The sequence below is a fragment of the Pseudomonas sp. Pseusp16 genome (assembly GCF_047324915.1).
Taxonomy (GTDB): domain Bacteria; phylum Pseudomonadota; class Gammaproteobacteria; order Pseudomonadales; family Pseudomonadaceae; genus Aquipseudomonas; species Aquipseudomonas fluorescens_CD.
Genome location: NZ_CP168522.1, coordinates 3,958,939 through 3,979,136 on the forward strand (window position 1 = coordinate 3,958,939; position 20,198 = coordinate 3,979,136).

The 20,198-nt window shown below is 61.3% G+C and carries 15 protein-coding genes; 7 read left to right on the forward strand and 8 right to left on the reverse strand.

Annotated elements, in window-relative coordinates; genetic code table 11:
• Window positions 1-7: 7 nt before the first annotated feature.
• Together ACEN8Q_RS18060 and ACEN8Q_RS18065 are read right to left on the reverse strand one after the other, a co-directional pair.
• The gene (locus ACEN8Q_RS18060; RefSeq protein WP_413703511.1) at window positions 8-652 is read right to left on the reverse strand and encodes a Pr6Pr family membrane protein; all 645 of its coding nucleotides are present in this window, start codon (window positions 650-652) and stop codon (window positions 8-10) included.
• Between the two features lies 1 nt (window position 653).
• Window positions 654-884 (reverse strand): VF530 family DNA-binding protein, encoded by a 231-nt coding sequence (locus ACEN8Q_RS18065; protein ID WP_413428033.1) that lies wholly within the window; start codon window positions 882-884, stop codon window positions 654-656.
• A gap of 524 nt (window positions 885-1,408) precedes the next feature.
• Here ACEN8Q_RS18065 and ACEN8Q_RS18070 point away from each other — a divergent pair.
• From ACEN8Q_RS18070 to cmoB, 7 genes are all read left to right on the forward strand, one after another.
• On the forward strand, window positions 1,409-2,791 hold the full coding sequence (locus ACEN8Q_RS18070) for a carbohydrate porin (protein ID WP_413703512.1): 1,383 nt from the start codon (window positions 1,409-1,411) through the stop codon (window positions 2,789-2,791).
• A gap of 223 nt (window positions 2,792-3,014) precedes the next feature.
• Window positions 3,015-5,426 carry a glucose/quinate/shikimate family membrane-bound PQQ-dependent dehydrogenase gene (locus ACEN8Q_RS18075; RefSeq protein ID WP_413428035.1) on the forward strand — a complete coding sequence of 804 codons (2,412 nt, stop codon included), beginning with the start codon at window positions 3,015-3,017 and terminating at the stop codon, window positions 5,424-5,426.
• A 300-nt stretch (window positions 5,427-5,726) separates the two neighbouring features.
• Window positions 5,727-8,144: an endopeptidase La gene (lon, locus tag ACEN8Q_RS18080; RefSeq protein ID WP_413703513.1), complete on the forward strand. Its 2,418-nt coding sequence runs from the start codon at window positions 5,727-5,729 to the stop codon at window positions 8,142-8,144.
• Window positions 8,145-8,351: 207 nt separating this feature from the next.
• A complete protein-coding gene (locus tag ACEN8Q_RS18085; RefSeq protein ID WP_008016732.1) occupies window positions 8,352-8,744 on the forward strand; it encodes a protease inhibitor I42 family protein in 393 nt (130 codons plus the stop codon).
• 2 nt (window positions 8,745-8,746) lie between these two features.
• Entirely contained in the window at window positions 8,747-9,382 is a 636-nt protein-coding gene (locus tag ACEN8Q_RS18090) for a lysoplasmalogenase (RefSeq protein ID WP_413428037.1), read from the forward strand.
• A 152-nt stretch (window positions 9,383-9,534) separates the two neighbouring features.
• Window positions 9,535-10,314 carry a carboxy-S-adenosyl-L-methionine synthase CmoA gene (gene cmoA / locus ACEN8Q_RS18095; protein WP_413423649.1) on the forward strand — a complete coding sequence of 260 codons (780 nt, stop codon included), beginning with the start codon at window positions 9,535-9,537 and terminating at the stop codon, window positions 10,312-10,314.
• Complete coding sequence (gene cmoB, locus ACEN8Q_RS18100; RefSeq protein WP_413423651.1) at window positions 10,311-11,267, forward strand: tRNA 5-methoxyuridine(34)/uridine 5-oxyacetic acid(34) synthase CmoB; 957 nt, start codon at window positions 10,311-10,313, stop codon at window positions 11,265-11,267. Before cmoA ends, cmoB begins: the two co-directional genes overlap by 4 nt.
• A gap of 105 nt (window positions 11,268-11,372) precedes the next feature.
• On the opposite strand, the gene tadA is transcribed toward cmoB, so the two are convergent.
• The 6 genes from tadA to guaB all read right to left on the reverse strand — a co-directional run bounded on the left by tadA (window position 11,373) and on the right by guaB (window position 20,140).
• Window positions 11,373-11,870, reverse strand: coding sequence for a tRNA adenosine(34) deaminase TadA (tadA, locus tag ACEN8Q_RS18105; protein WP_413423653.1), 498 nt, complete (start codon window positions 11,868-11,870; stop codon window positions 11,373-11,375).
• A complete protein-coding gene (locus tag ACEN8Q_RS18110) occupies window positions 11,870-13,246 on the reverse strand; it encodes a multicopper oxidase family protein (protein ID WP_413423655.1) in 1,377 nt (458 codons plus the stop codon). The genes tadA and ACEN8Q_RS18110 overlap by 1 nt, the downstream gene beginning before the upstream one ends.
• A gap of 409 nt (window positions 13,247-13,655) precedes the next feature.
• On the reverse strand, window positions 13,656-15,002 hold the full coding sequence (locus ACEN8Q_RS18115; RefSeq protein ID WP_413703514.1) for a hypothetical protein: 1,347 nt from the start codon (window positions 15,000-15,002) through the stop codon (window positions 13,656-13,658).
• A 4-nt stretch (window positions 15,003-15,006) separates the two neighbouring features.
• Window positions 15,007-16,743, reverse strand: coding sequence for a hypothetical protein (locus tag ACEN8Q_RS18120; protein WP_413423659.1), 1,737 nt, complete (start codon window positions 16,741-16,743; stop codon window positions 15,007-15,009).
• A gap of 250 nt (window positions 16,744-16,993) precedes the next feature.
• Window positions 16,994-18,571, reverse strand: coding sequence for a glutamine-hydrolyzing GMP synthase (guaA, locus tag ACEN8Q_RS18125; RefSeq protein ID WP_413703515.1), 1,578 nt, complete (start codon window positions 18,569-18,571; stop codon window positions 16,994-16,996).
• A gap of 99 nt (window positions 18,572-18,670) precedes the next feature.
• Entirely contained in the window at window positions 18,671-20,140 is a 1,470-nt protein-coding gene (gene guaB / locus ACEN8Q_RS18130) for an IMP dehydrogenase (RefSeq protein ID WP_413423663.1), read from the reverse strand.
• Window positions 20,141-20,198: the final 58 nt, after the last annotated feature.

Consider the following 20,198-nt stretch of genomic DNA (forward strand, 5'->3'; position numbering starts at 1 on the left):
TCAGCGTTCACTTGCGGGCAGCGCGCAATCGATCCAACGCGATCAACAACAACGCAATCACCACAAACCCCGCCAGCAATCCCCCGGCATTGATAAACACCTGTGGATAACCCAGCTTCTCCACATCAATGAACGGATACGGATAAACCGCCAGCAAATTCCCGCGCAACAGGGAATAGGCGAAGTACAACAGTGGATAAATCACCCATAACGCGATGTGCCCCAAGCGCAACATGCCCTTGGGCACACAGCACCACCAATAGCCCAGAAACAACAGCGGCATGACGTCATGCAGCAGCTCATCGGCCAGCCATTGCCAGCCTTGCGGATGCCACAAGTGACGCAGCAACAGGCTGTAGGCCAGGCCGACCACGGCGATGCTCACGGCCACTCCACTGCTGACCCACGGCTGCAAAAACCAGCGGCGCGCGGCCGACTCGCGGGACGTCGCTTCACAGGTCAGCACGGTTGCCACCAGCGTATTGCTGAGCACGGTGAAATAGCTGAAAAAGCTCACCAGGCCACCTGTCAAACTGGCTGCCAGCGTCCAGCGCGAGTAGAAAATCAGGTACAGCTGGATACTCAATCCGGCCCAGCCAAGGACGGCAGCGATGGCGGCGAAACGACGCCGCGCGACTGACGGGATGAACATGTCAGAGCGGACGCTTGGTGCGCATCAGTTTCACGTAGAGGCGCTCAACCTTCTCCCGCGCCCACGGGGTTTTACGCAGGAACGTCAGGCTCGACTTGATGCTCGGGTCACTCTTGAAGCAGCGGATATCGATGCGCTCGGCCAGCCCCGACCATTCGTAGTGCTCAACCAGGGTGTTGAGGATTTGCTCCAGGGTTACGCCGTGCAGCGGGTCGTGGGTCTGTTCGGTCATGCCGGGCCTTCAGCGATGTAGGGATGGGAAGCCGCGCACCTTAGCCGAGGGCTTCGTTGGGGGGAAGCGGTCTGTTAAATGTAGGTGATCCCGGGGTTCTGGGACCCTGGGACTCTGGGACTCTGGGACCCTGGGACTCTGGGACTCTGGGACTCTGGGATTCTGGGATTCTGGGATTCTGGGATTCTGGGATTCTGGGATTCTGGGATTCTGGGATTCTGGGATTCTGGGATTCTGGGATTCTGGGATTCTGGGATCCTGGGATCCTGTAGGAGCGAGCTTGCTCGCGAAAAACGCAAGGACACCGCTGGGCATCTGGTTTTACGCGTTTTCGTTCACGACCATCGCGAGCGAGCTCGCTCCTACAGGGGAACACTGTTACCAAATCCGAAAGGATGCATGTCAGTAAAACCCCTTTCTCTATTTGTAACAGATCATTATCCTTGCGCCTGCCTTAGCTGAAACGCTTCCGCCAGCCACTTCTTCCGCTCATCCCCCAGAAAAAGATCAAGAATTTCTTCTCTATGCCTGATTTACGATTCTCGAAAGACAGCGCTGTCTTTAAGGTTGTCTCTTGCCACAACGTCCTCAAACTGATCGGCGGATTCACCGCGTTCGGCCTCGCCAGCTGTGTCCAGGCCGCTGCGGCATTCGAAAGCGACTCACCGTGGATGCTCGGCGACTGGAACGGCACTCGCACTGAACTTGCGGAAAAAGGCTACGACTTCAAAGTCGATTACACCGGCGAGATGGGCAGCAACCTGCACGGTGGCCACGACCACGACCGCACCGCGCGCTACAGCGACCAGTTCGGCCTGGGCACCCACCTGGACTTGCAGAAGATCCTCGGCTGGGACGATGCCGAGTTTCAGCTGACCATTACCGAACGCAGCGGCAACAACATCAGCAACGACCGCATCAACGATCCGCGCGTCGGCGGTTTCACCTCGGCCCAGGAAGTCTGGGGACGTGGCCAGACCTGGCGCCTGACGCAGATGTGGTATCAGCAGAAATTCTTCGATCAGAAGCTCGATATCAAGGTCGGCCGTTTCGGTGAGGGCGAAGACTTCAACAGCTTCCCCTGCGACTTCCAGAACCTGGCGTTCTGCGGCTCCCAGGTCGGCAACTGGGCGGGCGACATCTGGTACAACTGGCCGGTCAGCCAGTGGGCGATGCGGGTCAAATATCACCTGACGCCCGAGTTGTACGCGCAGGTTGGCGCCTATGAGCAAAACTCGTCGAACCTGGATCGCGGCAATGGCTTCAAGCTCAGCGGCAGCGGCACCCAGGGCGCGGTCCTGCCGGTGGAGCTGGTGTGGACGCCGAAGCTCAACGGCCTGCCGGGCGAATATCGCGCCGGTTACTACTACAGCAGCGCCAAGGCCACCGACGTCTACAAGGACAGCAACGGCCAGCCTGCCGCCCTGAGTGGCGAGGCCTACCGCAGCGCCTCGAGCAAACACGGCGTGTGGCTGGGCCTTCAACAGCAAGTCACCAGCCTCGCCAGCGACCACTCCCGCGGCTTGAGCCTGTTCGCCAACGGCACAATGCACGACAAGAAAACCAATGCCATCGACAACTACGTCCAGGCCGGCCTTGTCTACAAAGGCCCGTTCGATGCCCGCGCCAAGGACGACATCGGTTTCGCCATGGCCCGCGTGCACGTCAACCCGGCCTTGCGCAAAAACGCCGAGGCGACCAACCAGGCCCATGCCGTCTTCGACTTCGACGATCCGGCCTTCCTGCCACCGCAGGACACCGAATACAGCGCCGAACTCTATTACGGCGTGCACGTTACGAATTGGCTGACCGTACGCCCGAACCTGCAATACATCCGCCATCCCGGTGGCGTTGACCAGGTCGATGACGCGCTGATTGGCGGGATCAAGATCCAGTCGTCGTTCTAAGCAACACCACAAACCCCTGTAGGAGCGAGCTTGCTCGCGATGGACGTGAACGATAACGCTACGAGCCTGACACCCCGCGGCGTTCTCAGGCTTTTCGCGAGCAAGCTCGCTCCTACAGGGACTGCGTCAGCCAAACCGGTTTTATATGAACCCTGCCCGCGCCGGATCGTCATCTACAGTGAACTGGCGCGGGACTACTTGAAACGTCACGGAGAATCACACTATGAGCACTGATGGTGCCTTGGGTCGAAGCCGTCTATTGCCGGCCCTGCTCGGCATACTGCTTCTACTGATGGGCCTGGCCATGCTGGCCGGGGGGATCAAGCTGAGCATGCTCGGCGGCTCGCTGTATTACCTGCTGGCCGGTATCGGCCTGACGCTGACCGGCGTGTTGCTGATCGCCGCCCGCCGCGCAGCGCTGGGCCTGTATGCCCTGGTGCTGTTCGCCAGCACTGTGTGGGCCCTGTGGGAAGTCGGCCTGGACTGGTGGCAACTGGTGCCGCGCCTGGCGCTGTGGTTCGCCCTCGGCGTGGTGATGCTGCTGCCGTGGTTCCGTCGCCCATTGCTGATCAACGGCCCTGCCCCCATGGGCACTGGCGCCTTGAGCGTGGCCGTGGTCCTGGCCGGTGTTACCGCCCTGGCTAGCCAGTTCACCCATCCGGGCGAGACCTTTGGCGAGTTGGGTCGTGACTCGGCTGACATGGCCAGCACTGCGCCACAAATGCCTGACGGAGACTGGCAGGCCTATGGCCGCAGCGAATTCGGTGACCGCTACTCGCCGCTCAAGCAGATCACCCCGGGTAACGTCGGCAAGCTGCAGGAAGCCTGGCGTATCCAGACCGGCGATCTGCCAACCGCCGATGACCCGGTGGAACTGACCAACGAAAACACCCCGCTCAAGGCCAACGGCATGCTCTATGCCTGCACCGCCCATAGCAAGGTGCTGGCGCTGGACCCGGACACCGGCAAGGAACTGTGGCGTTTCGACCCGCAGATCAAGAGCCCGGTGGGCTTCAAGGGCTTCGCCCACATGACCTGCCGTGGCGTGTCGTACTACGACGAAGCCGCTTACGCCAAGTCTGAAACCGCTGCGTCCGCCGTCATCTCCGAGGCCGGCAAAGCCGTTGCCCAGGCTTGCCCGCGTCGCCTGTACCTGCCAACCGCCGATGCACGCCTGATCGCACTCAACGCCGACACCGGCAAGATCTGCGAAGGCTTCGGCACCAACGGTGTGGTTGACCTGACCCAAGGCATCGGCCCGTTCACCGCCGGTGGCTACTACTCCACCTCGCCAGCCGCGATCACCCGTGATCTGGTGATCATGGGTGGCCACGTCACCGACAACGAATCGACCAACGAGCCGTCCGGCGTGATCCGCGCCTACGACGTGCGCGACGGTCATCTGGTATGGAACTGGGACAGCAACAACCCGGACGCCACCGAACCCTTGGCCCCGGGCCAGACCTACAGCCGCAACTCGGCGAACATGTGGTCGCTGGCCAGCGTCGACGAAAAACTCGGCATGGTCTACCTGCCACTGGGCAACCAGACGCCTGACCAGTGGGGCGCCGACCGCACTCCAGGCGCCGAGAAATTCAGCGCCGGCCTGGTCGCCCTGGACCTCGCTACCGGCAAGGTACGCTGGAACTACCAGTTCACCCACCACGACCTGTGGGACATGGACGTTGGCAGCCAGCCAACCCTGCTCGACATGAAAACCGCCGACGGCGTGAAACCTGCGCTGATCGCTCCGACCAAACAGGGCAGCCTGTATGTCCTCGACCGTCGTGACGGCACGCCGATCATCCCGATCAAGGAAATCCCGGTTCCGCAAGGCGCCGTGAAAGGCGACCACACCGCCCCGACCCAGGCCCGTTCGGACCTGAACCTGCTGGCCCCGGAACTGACCGAAAAAGCCATGTGGGGCGCCAGCCCGTTTGACCAGATGCTGTGCCGCATCCAGTTCAAGGAGCTGCGCTACGAAGGTCAGTACACCCCGCCGTCGGAACAGGGCAGCCTGATCTATCCGGGTAACGTCGGCGTCTTCAACTGGGGCGGCGTTTCGGTCGACCCGGTTCGCCAGCTGCTGTTCACCAGCCCGAACTACATGGCCTTCGTCTCGAAAATGGTGCCACGTGCTGAAGTAGCAGCCGGCAGCAAGCGCGAGAGCGAAACAGCGGGCGTGCAACCGAACACGGGCGCACCTTACGCGGTGATCATGCACCCGTTCATGTCGCCGTTCGGCGTACCGTGCCAGGCTCCGGCCTGGGGCTACGTGGCCGGCATCGACCTGACCACCGGCAAAGTCGTGTGGAAACGCAAGAACGGCACCAGCCGCGACAGCTCGCCAATTCCTGTCGGCATGAACCTCGGCGTGCCGAGCATGGGCGGCTCGATCGTCACCGCAGGCGGCGTCGGCTTCCTCAGCGGCACCCTGGACCAGTACCTGCGCGCCTACGACGTCAACACCGGCAAAGAGCTGTGGAAAGCTCGCCTGCCGGCTGGCGGCCAGGCTACGCCGATGACCTACACCGGCAAGGACGGCAAGCAGTACGTGCTGTTGGTCGTCGGTGGCCACGGCTCGCTGGGCACCAAGATGGGTGACTATGTGATTGCGTACAAACTGTCGGAATAAGTTTCAGCGGCAGTAAACATCAAAGGCGACTCCCCCACAGGAGTCGCCTTTTTTGTTGCCACCACAAAACCACTCTGTAGGAGCGAGCTTGCTCGCGATGGTGTGTCAGGCAAATTGATGCCGACTGACACACCATCGCGAGCAGGCTCGCTCCTACAGGGGGCCGGTGTCATGCCGAAATCCAGCTAACCTGTCTCTGCGCTGAACACGCCTTCGAAACACCGCGTTGCAGAAAATGACCGTTGAAACCACCGCCAACCTGCCCCATCTAAGACCCATACCCATTGCGCAGGTGCCCCCATGAGCGACCAGCAAGAATTCCCCGAAGACCCGAGCGAATACGCAGACCCGGAAAACGCACCGCACCACACAGCCGGCAAAGGCCTGGCCCTGCCCGGCCAGAACCTGCCGGACAAGGTCTACATCATCCCGATCCACAACCGACCGTTTTTCCCGGCCCAGGTGTTGCCGGTCATCGTCAATGAAGAGCCATGGGCCGAGACGCTCGACCTGGTGGCCAAGTCCGGACACAACTCTCTGGCCCTGTTCTACATGGACACGCCCCAGGAAGACCCGCGCCACTTCGACACCTCGGCCCTGCCGCTGTACGGCACCCTGGTCAAGGTGCACCACGCCAGCCGCGAAAACGGCAAGCTGCAGTTCGTCGCCCAGGGCCTGACCCGTGTGCGCCTGAAGACCTGGCTCAAGCATCACCGCCCGCCGTACCTGGTGGAAGTCGAATACCCGCACCAGCCCACCGAGCCGACGGACGAGGTCAAGGCCTACGGCATGGCGCTGATCAATGCGATCAAGGAACTGCTGCCGCTCAACCCGCTGTACAGCGAAGAGCTGAAGAACTACCTCAACCGCTTCAGCCCCAACGACCCGTCGCCGCTGACCGATTTCGCCGCCGCGCTGACCTCGGCCACCGGTAGCGAACTGCAGGAAGTGCTCGACTGCGTGCCCATGCTCAAGCGCATGGAAAAAGTCCTGCCGATGCTGCGCAAGGAAGTCGAGGTCGCGCGCCTGCAAAAAGAGATTTCAGCCGAAGTTAACCGCAAGATCGGCGAACATCAGCGCGAGTTCTTCCTCAAGGAACAACTCAAGGTCATCCAGCAGGAGCTGGGCCTGACCAAGGACGACCGCAGCGCCGACCTCGAACAGTTCGAGCAACGACTGACCGGCAAGGTGCTGTCGTCGCAAGCGCAAAAGCGCATCGAAGAAGAGATGAACAAGCTGTCGGTGCTGGAAACCGGCTCGCCCGAGTACGCAGTCACCCGTAACTACCTCGACTGGGCAACCTCGGTGCCGTGGGGCGTCTACGGCGAGGACAAACTCGACCTCAAGCACGCGCGCAAGGTGCTGGACAAACATCACGCCGGCCTCGACGACATCAAGGACCGCATCCTCGAATTCCTCGCGGTCGGGGCGTACAAAGGCGAGATCAGCGGCTCCATCGTACTGCTGGTCGGTCCGCCGGGCGTGGGCAAGACCAGCGTCGGCAAATCCATCGCCGAATCCCTGGGCCGGCCGTTCTATCGTTTCAGCCTCGGCGGCATGCGCGACGAAGCCGAGATCAAGGGCCACCGCCGCACCTACATCGGCGCGCAGCCGGGCAAACTGGTCCAGGCGTTGAAAGACGTCGAAGTGATGAACCCGGTGATCATGCTCGACGAGATCGACAAGATGGGCCAGAGCTACCAGGGCGACCCGGCCTCGGCGCTGCTGGAAACCCTCGATCCGGAGCAGAACGTCGAATTCCTCGACCACTATCTGGACCTGCGTCTGGACCTGTCGAAAGTGTTGTTCGTGTGCACCGCCAACACCCTCGATTCGATCCCCGGCCCGCTGCTGGACCGGATGGAAGTGATCCGCCTGTCGGGTTACATCACCCAGGAAAAAGTCGCCATCGCCAAACGTCACCTGTGGCCCAAGCAGCTTGAGAAAGCCGGCGTGTCCAAGAGCAGCCTGAGCATCAGCGACAGCGCGCTCAAGGCGTTGGTCGACGGTTATGCCCGTGAAGCCGGCGTGCGCCAGCTGGAAAAAAACCTCGGCAAACTGGTGCGCAAGGCGGTGATGAAACTGCTCGACGAGCCGCAGGCTGTGATCAAGCTCGGGCCGAAAGACCTGGAGGCCTCCCTCGGCAAGCCGGTGTTCCGCAACGAGCAGGTGCTGGCGGGTGTCGGCGTGATCACCGGGTTGGCCTGGACCAGCATGGGCGGCGCCACCCTGCCGATCGAAGCCACGCGCATCCACACCCTCAACCGTGGGTTCAAGCTCACCGGGCAGCTGGGTGACGTGATGAAAGAGTCGGCGGAGATCGCCTACAGCTACGTCAGCTCGCACCTGAAGTCGTATGGCGGCGATCCGAAGTTCTTCGACGAAGCCTTCGTCCACCTGCACGTGCCGGAAGGCGCCACGCCGAAAGACGGCCCGAGCGCCGGCGTGACCATGGCCAGCGCCCTGCTGTCGCTGGCGCGCAACCAGCCGCCGAAAAAAGGCGTGGCCATGACCGGCGAACTGACGTTGACCGGGCATGTATTGCCGATTGGCGGGGTGCGGGAAAAAGTGATTGCGGCGCGGCGGCAGAAGATCTTCGAACTGATTCTGCCAGAGGCCAACCGCGGGAACTTCGAGGAGCTACCGGAATACCTGACGGAAGGCATTACCGTGCACTTTGCCAAGCGCTTTGCGGATGTGGCGAAGGTGCTGTTCTGATATATCACTAGCGCCTGCTCCATCGTCTTCGCGAGCAAGCCCGCTCCCACATTTGATCGCGTAATCAGCAAGCCACTCGGTCTGATGTGGGAGCGGGCTTGCTCGCGAAGGCGTCGGTACTCACAACACCAATTCCCGCAGCTGTCACACTTTGTCTCATCTCGGTTATGCTCGCCGTTCGTCGTGAACGCCGGAGCCACTGACCTCATGTCCCCCATTCGCCTGCTTGTCCCCCTCGCCCTCGCCTTGCTGGCCGCGTGTGCCACGCAACCGAAACAGAACGTGACCGTGGAAAAACAAAGCGAATGTCCGGTGAAACTCACCAACGGGCAAAACCTGATCCTGACCCTGCCGAGCAATCCGACCACGGGTTATCGCTGGGCGATCCAGGATTCGGCTGGTGGTGTCTTGCACGCCCTGGGGCCAGAGGTTTATCGAAACCCGGAAGATGCCGGCATCGTCGGCGCGGCCGGGGTATCGACCTGGCGCTTCCAGGCGTTTGCGACCGGCACCGGGCGTTTGCGCCTGACCTCGCAACAGCCGTGGGCGCCGGAAGTGCTGCCGGTCGAATCCTTCGACTGCGCGATCTCGGTTAACTGACCGTGGGTTGGCTGATTCTGGCGCTAATGGGCGCGGTAACCTTTCTTTACGGCCTGAGCGTGCATGCGTCTCTCCTGTGCCTGCTGGTCAAGCCACTGCCGGTGCTGGCGCTGCTCGGGTGGCTGCACGACGCACCGCCCGGCGAATATCGACGCTGGATCAGCCTGGGCTTGATCTTCTCCTTGCTCGGCGACGTGCTGCTGGCGTGGCCGGGGGACTTGTTCGTGTTTGGCTTGGGCGCGTTTCTGGTTGCGCATCTGGCCTATCTGAAAGCCTACCTGAGCGATTGCCGGCGTCCGGCGTTGCTGCCGCTGTTCATTGCCCTCAGTGTCGGCGCCATTCTGCTGGGAATTCTGATTTCCCATGGGCTGGGGCCATTGTTGATCCCGGTTATCGTCTACGGCCTGGCGATCAGCGCCATGCTCTGGCGCGCCCTCGCGCGGCTCGGTACCGATGTTTCCAAGCGTTCAGCGCTGCTGGCGGCGGGCGGGGCCGTGGCGTTTGTGTTTTCCGACAGTGTGATTGGCATCAGCCGTTTCGTAGTGCCATTCGACGCGGCGCCTTACGTGATCATCCTCAGTTATTGGCTGGGGCAATGGGGGATCACCGCTTCGGCGTTTGGCACAAAACCGCGCTGAATTCTTCGCGAGCAAGCCCGCTCCCACATTGGAATGCGGTCAAATGTGGGAGCGGGCTTGCTCGCGAAAGCAATCTCACGGCCAACGAAGAATCCGGACCTGCCCGCCGGTTTATCAGACAACCCGCGCATCAGCGCGCCAACTTGGCTAAAATGCCGGCCTTTTCCACCTACACCGCTGGAACCGCCGTGAGCAAAGAACCCGATCGCCTTTTCGCCCAGCCTCTGGCCCAGGTGCCTGACTTCGCCTTTAACGAGGACGTGGTGCGGGTGTTCCCGGACATGATCAAGCGCTCGGTGCCGGGCTATCCGACCATCGTTGAAAACCTCGGTGTGCTCGCCGCGCAGTTCGCCCAGCCGGGCAGCGTGCTGTACGACCTGGGTTCGTCGCTGGGTGCCGTGACCCAGGCCCTGCGCCGGCACGTGCGCACCGACGGTTGCCGGGTGATCGCTGTGGATAACTCGGCAGCGATGGTCGAACGCTGCCGCGAGTACCTCAACGGACAGGATTCGATGTTCCAGGAGCTGCTGCCGGTCGAGGTGATCGAAGGCGATATCCTTGCCCTCGACTTTCAGCCAGCCTCGGTGGTGGCGTTGAACTTCACCCTGCAATTCATCGCCCCGGACCAGCGCACCGCGTTGCTGACGCGTATCCGCCAATCGCTGCTGCCCGGTGGCGCGCTGATCCTCTCGGAGAAGCTGCGCTTCAACGATGCCGAAGAACACGCGTTGCTCACTGACCTGCACGTGGCGTTCAAACGCGCCAACGGCTACAGCGAGCTGGAAATCGCCCAGAAGCGCAGCGCCATCGAAAACGTCATGAAGCCCGACAGCCTCGAAGAACACCGCGAACGCCTGCTGGCCGCCGGGTTCTCGAAAGTCGTGCCGTGGTTCCAGTGTCTTAACTTTGCCTCGTTGATTGCCTTGCCATGATTGATCTGTCCCCCCTCGCCCGCCGTCTGGCCGGAACACCGCTGGCCGACTGGGCCAACACCCTGCAAGCGCAACTCGACAAGAAAATGGAAAAAGGTCATGGCGACCTGGAGCGCTGGCAAAGCGCGCTGGACGCCCTGCCACAGATCCAGCCAACTGAAGTCGATTTGCTCAACGGCTTGAAGCTGGACACCGATTGCGATGACGCAACCCGCGCGCAAATGCGCACCGCGTTGATGGGCCTGTCGCCATGGCGCAAGGGGCCGTTCGACCTGTTCGGCGTGCACGTCGACACCGAATGGCGCTCGGACTGGAAATGGTCGCGGGTCGCCCCGCACCTGAATCTGAAAGGCAAGCGCATCCTCGATGTCGGCTGCGGCAACGGCTACTACATGTGGCGCATGCTTGGCGCCGGCGCGGACAGCGTGATCGGCGTCGACCCGAACTGGCTGTTCTTCTGCCAGTTCCAGGCGGTGCAACGTTACCTGTCCAAGCCCAATGCCTGGCACCTGCCCTTCCCGTTCGAAGACCTGCCGCCGAACCTCGAAGGTTTCGACACGGTGTTTTCCATGGGCGTGTTCTACCACCGCCGCTCGCCCATCGAGCATTTGCTGGCGCTGAAGGATTGCCTGGTCAAGGGTGGTGAACTGGTGCTGGAAACCCTGGTGGTCGAAGGCGATAAACACCAGGTACTGGTGCCGGAAGACCGTTACGCGCAGATGCGCAACGTGTGGTTCCTGCCATCGGTGCCGGCGCTGGAGTTGTGGCTGCGTCGTGCCGGGTTCACCGATGTGAAGTGCGTGGATGTGAGCACCACCACGATCGAGGAACAGCGCGGGACGGAGTGGATGAAGTATCAGTCGCTCAGTGACTTCCTTGATCCGGAAGATCACAGCAAGACCATCGAAGGTTTACCGGCACCGATGCGGGCTGTCATCGTCGCCAGAAAGTAACGCAAGAATCTGTAGGAGCGAGCTTGCTCGCGAAGGTGTGTCAGTCGACACCACTTAGCCTGACACTCCATCGCGAGCAAGCTCGCTCCTACAGAGGTTCGGTGTTCAGTCTGAGGGCTTGGCGCGCCGGGCCTTGAAGAACTCGCTCAGCACCGCCCCGCACTCCTCCGCCAACACCCCGCCTTCATACAGCACCCGGTGATTCAAGAAGCCCTGGGTAAAGAACTGCCCCTGGCTTTGCACAATCCCGGCCTTGGGCTCCAGCGCGCCGTACACCACCCGCGCAATCCGCGAATGCACGATCAGGCCCGCACACATGCTGCACGGCTCCAGGGTCACATACAGCGTGCTGCCTGGCAGGCGATAGTTGCTCACGGCCTGGGCGGCAGCGCGAATGGCGACCATCTCGGCGTGGGCGCTCGGGTCGCTGCCACTGATCGGGCAATTGAAGCCGCGACCGATGATTTCACCGTCCTGCACCAGCACCGCGCCCACCGGCACTTCACCGAGGGCGGCACCTTGCGCGGCCAGCACCAGGGCTTCACGCATGAAGTCCCGATCACGGCTGCGGTCGATAATGGCGGCGGGTCGAATCTGACGCATCACGCCACCTCGATCGCGGCCATCAGGCCGGTTTCCATGTGGTCGATCACGTGGCAATGAAACATCCACACGCCAGGGTTATCCGCCACCAGCGCCACCTGGGCGCGCTCGTTCTTGCCCAGCAGGTAGGTGTCGGTGAAGTACGGAATGATTTTGTGCCGGTTCGAGGCGATGACCTTGAAGCTCATGCCGTGCAAATGAATCGGGTGCTGATACTGAGTCATGTTTTTCAATTCGAAGATGTAGCTCTTGCCCTTCTCAAGCTTGGCAATCGGGCGGTCGGCGCAAGTCTTGTCGGTGATGTCCCAAGCCTTGCCGTTGATCTGCCACAGGCTTGGCGGCTTGCCGTTGTCGATATTGACCGACACCGAGCCCACCCATTCGAAATTGAAGTTGAGTTTCTCGGCATTGGCCAGGTCCGGCTCGGCGATCGGGTTGGCCGGCAGTGCCGGCGGCCACTCGGTCGGCGCGTCGCCATTGGCCACCGAACGCAAGGTGCCGAGGCGCACCGGACCGTTGCGCAGGGACAACTCTTCACCGGCCGCTGGCGCCTTGATCGCCAGGCAGATGCGCATGCCGGGGCCGAGCCAGTACTCCTTGCCCAGCGGGCGTGGCTCGATGGGGTTGCCGTCCAGTGCATAGATCTGCGCTTCGACGCCGGGGATGTTCAGGCGATAAGTCAAAGTATTATCGAGGTTGAGCAGGCGTACACGGGTGATCTGCCCGGCTGGCAAATCAATCACCGGCTGCGAGACCCCGTTGATGGTCGACAGACGCCCCGCCGTACCGCCACGGGCCGCTTCACGGGGAATGCTGAACTCGACGAAATTGCCCACCTCGTCGACATGCCAGCTCTTGAGGCTCAAGGTTTTCTCGTACTTGAATCCGGTCGGCTCGCGCTCTTCGATGATCAACGGCCCGACCAGCCCACGGCCAAGCTCTTCGCTGCTGTTCACGTGCGGGTGATACCAGTAACTGCCAGCGTCAGGCACGCGGAACTTGTAGTCGAAATATTCACCCGGCAGTACCGGCAATTGCGACACATAAGGCACACCGTCCATTTCCAGCGGCAGGCGGATGCCGTGCCAGTGAATGGTGGTGGCGACCGGCAGATGATTGATGAAACGCACCCTCAGCCATTCGCCCTGGCGCACGCGCAACTCGGTGCCTGGTGCCGACGGGCCGAAGGCCCAAGCCTCGGTCTTGTGCCCCGGCACCAGTTCGACGTCCAGCGGTGCGGCGATCAGTTCATAGTCGTGACCGGCATCTGCGTCGGCCATCTTGCCCAGCCAGTAGCGCGACGCGCCACCGGCTCCCACGCCAACGACAACAAGACCGGCCAGACCACCGAGTATTTGGCGACGGGTAAACGACATGAACTCAACTACCTCACGAATCAGCAACAGGCCCACGGCCCGCAAAAGGCGAATACGATACACCTGCGATTGCGAAACAGTAAGGGCTGCGCGGCGGATGGACGCAGGGCGGCATCGGACATACAGGCTAAATCGGGACGCGGTACAGCCCTGTCCGTACCCGAAACCGAATCGCAAATGGGCGTAACCATGTAGTGCACATTGCTAGAGCGTACGGGGCATCTTCGACATCCATTTTCTCAAGGAACGAGAGCCGATGAACTCAATGGAGTCCCGCTGATCCACCGCTTCCGCGCCACCGATCAGGACAACGCCGACCTGCATACGAGCGAGTTTGTGAAAAACGATTTGCGCTTTCAGGTCGAGATGCCCTGGATGGCGCTGGATCCTTCTCACCCAATGGTTTTCTTCATCTCAGGTCGATCACGATGATCTCGCAAAGATCGCCGGCTTTCAGATCCTGCGTGTTGTGAAGCTCCGATTGGGCCTTCAGTTCGTCCACCAGTGGTATGCGCGGCACTTCAGTCGGTGCACCTTTCTTGCCACCATGCTTGCCCGCCATCGTTGACATCACGGTCTTGAGGCGATCGGGTGTCTGTTCCTCGTTGCGTTTGTTGAAGCGGCTCCACATCGCCCTGGGCGTTGCGTTCAGGCTGCCGTGATGTCCGACCTTGTAGAAATCGACGTCGTCGAGCAGTTCCGCCATCTCCGATTGGAGCGCGTAGTTCCAGTTCTCCAGTTGCGCATCACCGGGAAACAACAGCTTCCTGGTTCCCGCTTCGAACAAAAGGATCAGGCTCGTATTGTTCATGGCGTCATCCAGCGCCGTGACGATCCCGAGCAATTGATCAGCTTCCGCGTTGTCGACCCGTTCCGCGACCCAGCGCATCTCGCTTGGCAGGCTCGTCTTGCGAAACATTTCTTCTTTCGATAGCTGTGGGAACAGCTTGCTGTTCGACTGCGTAGCCAGCTCGCCATCCACACCGAGAGCCACCAGGGGATTCGCACGCAACCAGTAATCGCTCGAGGCTTTCGCATACTTTTTGATCGACTTCGACTGCTGCAATGTCGGGGGGCCCAACACGTGCACCTTGATGTTCGGCAGGACTTCATCGAGAGCGACATCACAGCCGTGAAACAGATAGACGTTGCGTGTCTCATCACCGGCCATGGTCATCAGGTTCTTTACCGCGGAGAGGTTCTTGATGTTGTCCTCGCCGAGAAAGCGCAGGCGGTCGGCGAACGGCCACTGGGCGTTGAAGCCCTTCTCGCCGTCAAGACGCCGCACCACCGATTCGGCGATGGCATGCATGCTTTCGAGCGAGGCAACACGCGTGTCAAACGCCTTCTTCGCCGCTGCCGCATCAGTCGGGCCCGCCCAGTTCTCAGGTGCTTCGGGCGCCTCGGTCCATGGCTGCAGCACGCGATCAGGCTTCAGTGCCCGGATCACATCACCAGGACCATCGCCATTGTCGGACGTCGCGAACCCGCTGATGTGATCGGCATGCCGGTGGGTGGCGACCACGATATCGAGCTTGCCGCCACATTGCTGCGCGATGTCGTCGGCCACGTGCTTCATGTCCGCCTTCGGATCGTTTTTCGGCATGCCGGTGCTGCCGAAATCGATCAGGATGTGCCTGGCGCTGTCGTCGCTGTAGTCGAAGCGCAGAAGAAAGCAGTCGCCGAATCCGACCTGGTAGGCACGAATTGTCGCCTTGACGGGGTGCGGTGCTGCGGCGTGAGCGGTAGTGACCATGGAGTCAATCCTCCATGCGCGCCAGATGCATGTTCGAGAAGCGCATGCGCGCCTCTTCCCGTGGCATGCCCAGTTGCCCTGTATCGCGCAGGTACTCGAGGCGCCGCACTTGCCGAGCGCCATCGAGCAGGCCATTGCAGATGTGGTACTTGACGCGACCGTACTGGTCGAAGACGACGACACCACCGCCGAAGAGATCGGCCCGCGTGCGGGTCGTGAAGCCCTCGGGCAAGGGTTTGATGCCGCACTCCGACATCAGCTCGGATCCGAAGAAATGCCCGATCTGGACGTACTGACAAATCGTTTCCCTGAACGGAATGCCGTCGGGATCGACACGCACGGCCGCGTCGATCGACTGCACTTCCGTATAGCCCCGATCGGTGATGCGGAGTGCCTCGCGGTTTTCCCAAAGGAAGCGAAAGCATTCATCAGGGTCACGCGTCAGCGCTTCGGCATTGCTGCGCGAATACTGCAGCTCATCCGGCGTCGAAAAACGCGACCAGCATCCGTCGGTGTCAGTTTGTCCGCAGGGCGGGGCGATGCCATAAGCCTTGAAGGAATTCCTGATCTGCGAGCGATAACCGAACCGGCTGTCATCCGGCACCAGCTCGCGATCCGCCGTGAGCAGCCCGGCCAGGAACTGGCCAAAATCGAGATCGGTCGGTGGACAGTAGTCGATCGCACGGATCGACATCTGCAACAACTGCGCAGCGGCCTTGGCTCCTTCCTCGACGACAGACTTGAGGTTGTAGCCACCACCTTCGAATGTGCCGAGCTGGGCGATGCGTTCGGTCCATAGTTCGACGAAGGCGCGCATCATCGCTGCCACGAGGACTTCCCCTCGTCGGTGCGGCTCCAGCATTTCGGAGGCGTTGAGAATGTCCGGATCAGGCGCGATCTTGACTGATTGGCGCAGAGCCTCGCGCCCACCATCGGCAATGGCGCCGATCTCTGCAGCAATGCCGAGCAGGATCGACGATCGTATGACATCGCCCGTCACCTTCTCGGCAGGGATCAGCTGCATCGGCTCGCCGAGGCCCGGCAGTTTGTCATTGAAGCCCAGACCCGCTGCGACCACTTCGGGCAGCGAGAAGATCGAGAGGATCGCAACGATGTCGGCGAAGCCTTCATGGAAGGCGGCCTGGTCGGGACCAGAGGGCTCCGTGTAGCGCGTGCGCAGGCCGTCCAATACCGCATGCGTCGTCTCATGTGCAATGACGTCGTGGCTGAGCGCGGTGAAGACCGGCTGCATCTTGTCGTCGAAGAAGTAGCCAAACATCAGCGTCCTGTCGGGCTCTGAATAAAAGGCGTTGGCCAGCGCGAAGGCATGTGGCGCAATGTGCAGCTGATGACCGCCGAACGACCAGCGGACGCGGCGACCGAGCGCGCGCTCGAACAGACCCAGCGTGCGCATCGCGATCGCATAGCAGTTCTGGGCATGGAAATTGGGATTCGCGAGCAGGCGGGCCTGGTAGGCCTTGTCGTGCAGTGTTTCGCCGTCCTGCGGCGCGAAGGGATCGAGCAAGACATTGACGTCTTGGTAGCGTTGGCGATTGGCGTAGGCGCGCCGCTCGGTCGCGTTGTAGTCGACCACCTTGATCCTGTAGCCAGTGGGGCCCCAATCCAGCATCTCGGCGGGGACGTCGACCTGCGCGAACACTATGGGTCCGTTGTCGCCCAGGCGCAGACCGGGATCCTTGGCGATGACGGTAAGTTTACGCACGGATTGCAGAACAGTCATGGAAGCGTCCTCTTGCGAAAAAGCTACTCACAGACTTTATGCGTTGTACTGCGTGCGCATCATCTGGTTTGGGTAGAGTAGATGAACTCATTTCGGCTTGCGCCGAATTTGCCCATCAAGCCGCAGGCGCTGCCGTTCACCCCAAGGAATTCAACGGCTTAGAGTTTGGGAAGCCGCAATCGATATCGTACTCACGATCATCGACAGCCCTCCTCTAAGCCATTGATTCACATAGGCAGTTCAACCACCCTCATTCCCACTCAATGGTCGCCGGCGGCTTGCTCGACACGTCGTAGGTGACGCGGGAGATGCCTTCGATTTCATTGATGATGCGGCCGCTGACGGTTTCCAGCAGTTCGTAAGGCAGGTGTGCCCAACGCGCGGTCATGAAGTCGATGGTTTCCACGGCACGCAGGGCCACGACCCAGGCGTAACGACGGCCATCACCGACCACGCCAACCGATTTAACCGGCTGGAACACCACGAATGCCTGGCTGACCTTGTGATACCAGTCGGCCTTGCGCAGTTCTTCGATGAAGATGTGGTCGGCGCGACGCAGCAGGTCGGCGTATTCCTTCTTCACTTCACCGAGGATGCGCACGCCCAGGCCCGGGCCCGGGAACGGGTGACGGTAGACCATGTCGTACGGCAGGCCCAGTTCCAGGCCCAGACGACGGACTTCATCCTTGAACAGCTCGCGCAGTGGCTCGACCAGTTTCAGGTTCATCTCTTCCGGCAGGCCGCCCACGTTGTGGTGCGACTTGATCACGTGGGCCTTGCCGCTTTTCGCGCCAGCCGACTCGATCACGTCCGGGTAGATGGTGCCCTGTGCCAGGTACTTGATGTTGTCCAGCTTGCAGGATTCGGCATCGAATACGTCGATGAAGGTACGGCCGATGATCTTGCGCTTCTTCTCAGGGTCAGCTTCGCCGGCCAGGTTGTTGAGGAACTGCTCCTCGGCGTTGGCACGGATCACCTTGACGCCCATGTTTTCCGCGAACATGGCCATCACTTGCTCGCCTTCGTGCAGACGCAGCAGGCCGTTGTCGACGAAGACGCAGGTCAGTTGGTCGCCAATGGCCTTGTGCAGCAGCGCGGCAACTACCGAGGAGTCCACGCCGCCAGAGAGGCCGAGCAGCACGTTGTCGGTACCAACCTGGGCACGAACCTGGGCGATGGCGTCTTCAGCGATCTTCGACGGGGTCCACAGCGCTTCGCACTCGCAGATGTCGAGGATGAAGCGCGACAGGATGCGGCCGCCCTGCTTGGTGTGGGTCACTTCCGGGTGGAACTGCACGCCGTAGTAGCGACGCTCGTCGCTGAACATGCCAGCGATCGGGCAGCTCGGGGTGCTGGCCAGGATATGGAAGTCGGACGGCATGCGGGTGACCTTGTCACCGTGGCTCATCCACACGTCGAGGCCGAACAGGCCGTCGGCGTCGATGTGGTCTTCGATGCCGTCGAGCAGGCGGCTCTTGCCGACCACGTCGACACGGGCGTAACCAAACTCACGCAGCTCGGAACCTTCAACCTTGCCGCCCAGTTGCTCGGCCATGGTCTGCATGCCGTAGCAGATACCGAAGACCGGCACGCCCAGGTCAAAGACTGCCTGCGGGCAGCGAGGGCTGTTGGCTTCGTGCACGGACTCCGGGCCGCCAGCGAGAATGACGCCTTTTGGCGCGAACTCGCGGATCGCATCCTCGTCCATGTCGAACGGGTGCAGTTCGCAGTACACGCCGATTTCACGCACGCGGCGGGCGATCAGCTGGGTGTACTGGGAACCGAAGTCGAGGATCAGGATGCGGTGAGCGTGAATATCGAGGGCCATGATTCAGTCTCGTCTAAGTCATTCAGAAACAGTCGTGATTCAGAAACAACTCGGGGCTGAATAAAACAGCCCCGGTTGCTTAGCTTGTTGCTTGAAGGCTCAACCTACGCGGTAGTTTGGCGCTTCCTTGGTGATCTGCACGTCGTGAACGTGGGATTCGGCCATGCCTGCGCCGGTGATCCGCACGAACTCGGGCTTGGTGCGCATCTCTTCGATGTTGGCGCTACCGGTGTAGCCCATCGAGGAGCGCAGGCCGCCCATCAACTGGTGGATGATCGCGCTCAGGGTGCCCTTGTACGGAACACGCCCTTCGATGCCTTCCGGAACCAGCTTCTCGGCGCCTGCCGAGGAGTCCTGGAAGTAACGGTCGGAGGAACCCTGGGCCTGGGACATGGCGCCCAGCGAACCCATGCCGCGATAAGCCTTGTACGAACGGCCCTGGAACAGTTCGATCTCGCCCGGCGCTTCTTCGGTACCGGCGAACATCGAGCCCATCATCACGCAGGAAGCACCGGCCACGATGGCCTTGGACAGGTCACCGGAGAAACGGATGCCGCCGTCGGCGATCAACGGTACGCCAGTGCCTTCAAGGGCAGCGGCGACGTTGGCGATGGCACTGATTTGCGGCACGCCGACACCGGCGACGATACGGGTGGTGCAGATCGAGCCAGGGCCGATACCGACCTTGACCGCATCAGCGCCCGCTTCGGCCAGGGCCTTGGCGGCAGCGCCGGTGGCGATGTTGCCGCCGATCACCTGCACTTCAGGGAAATTCTCTTTAACCCAGCGAACGCGGTCGATCACGCCTTTGGAGTGACCGTGAGCGGTGTCGACCACCACCACGTCAACGCCGGCATTGACCAGGGCGGCAACGCGGTCACCGGTGTCTTTACCGGTACCAACGGCAGCACCGACGCGCAGACGACCTTGATCGTCCTTGCTGGCCAGCGGGTAAGCCTTGGCTTTTTCGATGTCTTTGACGGTCATCATGCCTTTGAGGGCAAACTTGTCGTCGACGATCAGGACTTTTTCCAGGCGGTGCTTGTGCAGCAACTCGCGGACTTCGTTCTTGTTGGCGCCTTCCTTGACCGTGACCAGACGCTCTTTAGGCGTCATCACTTCACGTACGGTGGCATCCAGGCGGGTTTCGAAGCGCACGTCACGGGAAGTGACGATGCCGACCAGGTCGCCATCGTGCAGCACCGGAACGCCGGAAATGTTGTGCATGCGGGTCAGTTCGAACAGGTCACGCACCGTGGCGTCAGCCTCGATGGTGATCGGGTCCTTGACCACACCGGCTTCGAACTTCTTGACCTTGCGGACTTCGGCAGCTTGCTGCTCGATGGTCATGTTCTTGTGGATGATGCCGATACCACCTTCCTGAGCCATGGCGATTGCCAGACGGGCCTCAGTGACGGTGTCCATGGCGGCGGAGACCAGTGGAATATTCAGCTCGATGCCACGGGTAAGGCGGGTCTTGAGACTGACTTCGTTAGGAAGCACCTCGGAATAACCGGGCACTAGGAGAATGTCGTCGAATGTCAGAGCTTCTTGGCTGATACGCAGCATCGCGGGGGCTCCCGAGCGGGAAAATGGAAGCGCGCCATTATAGTCAGACACCCCTTCG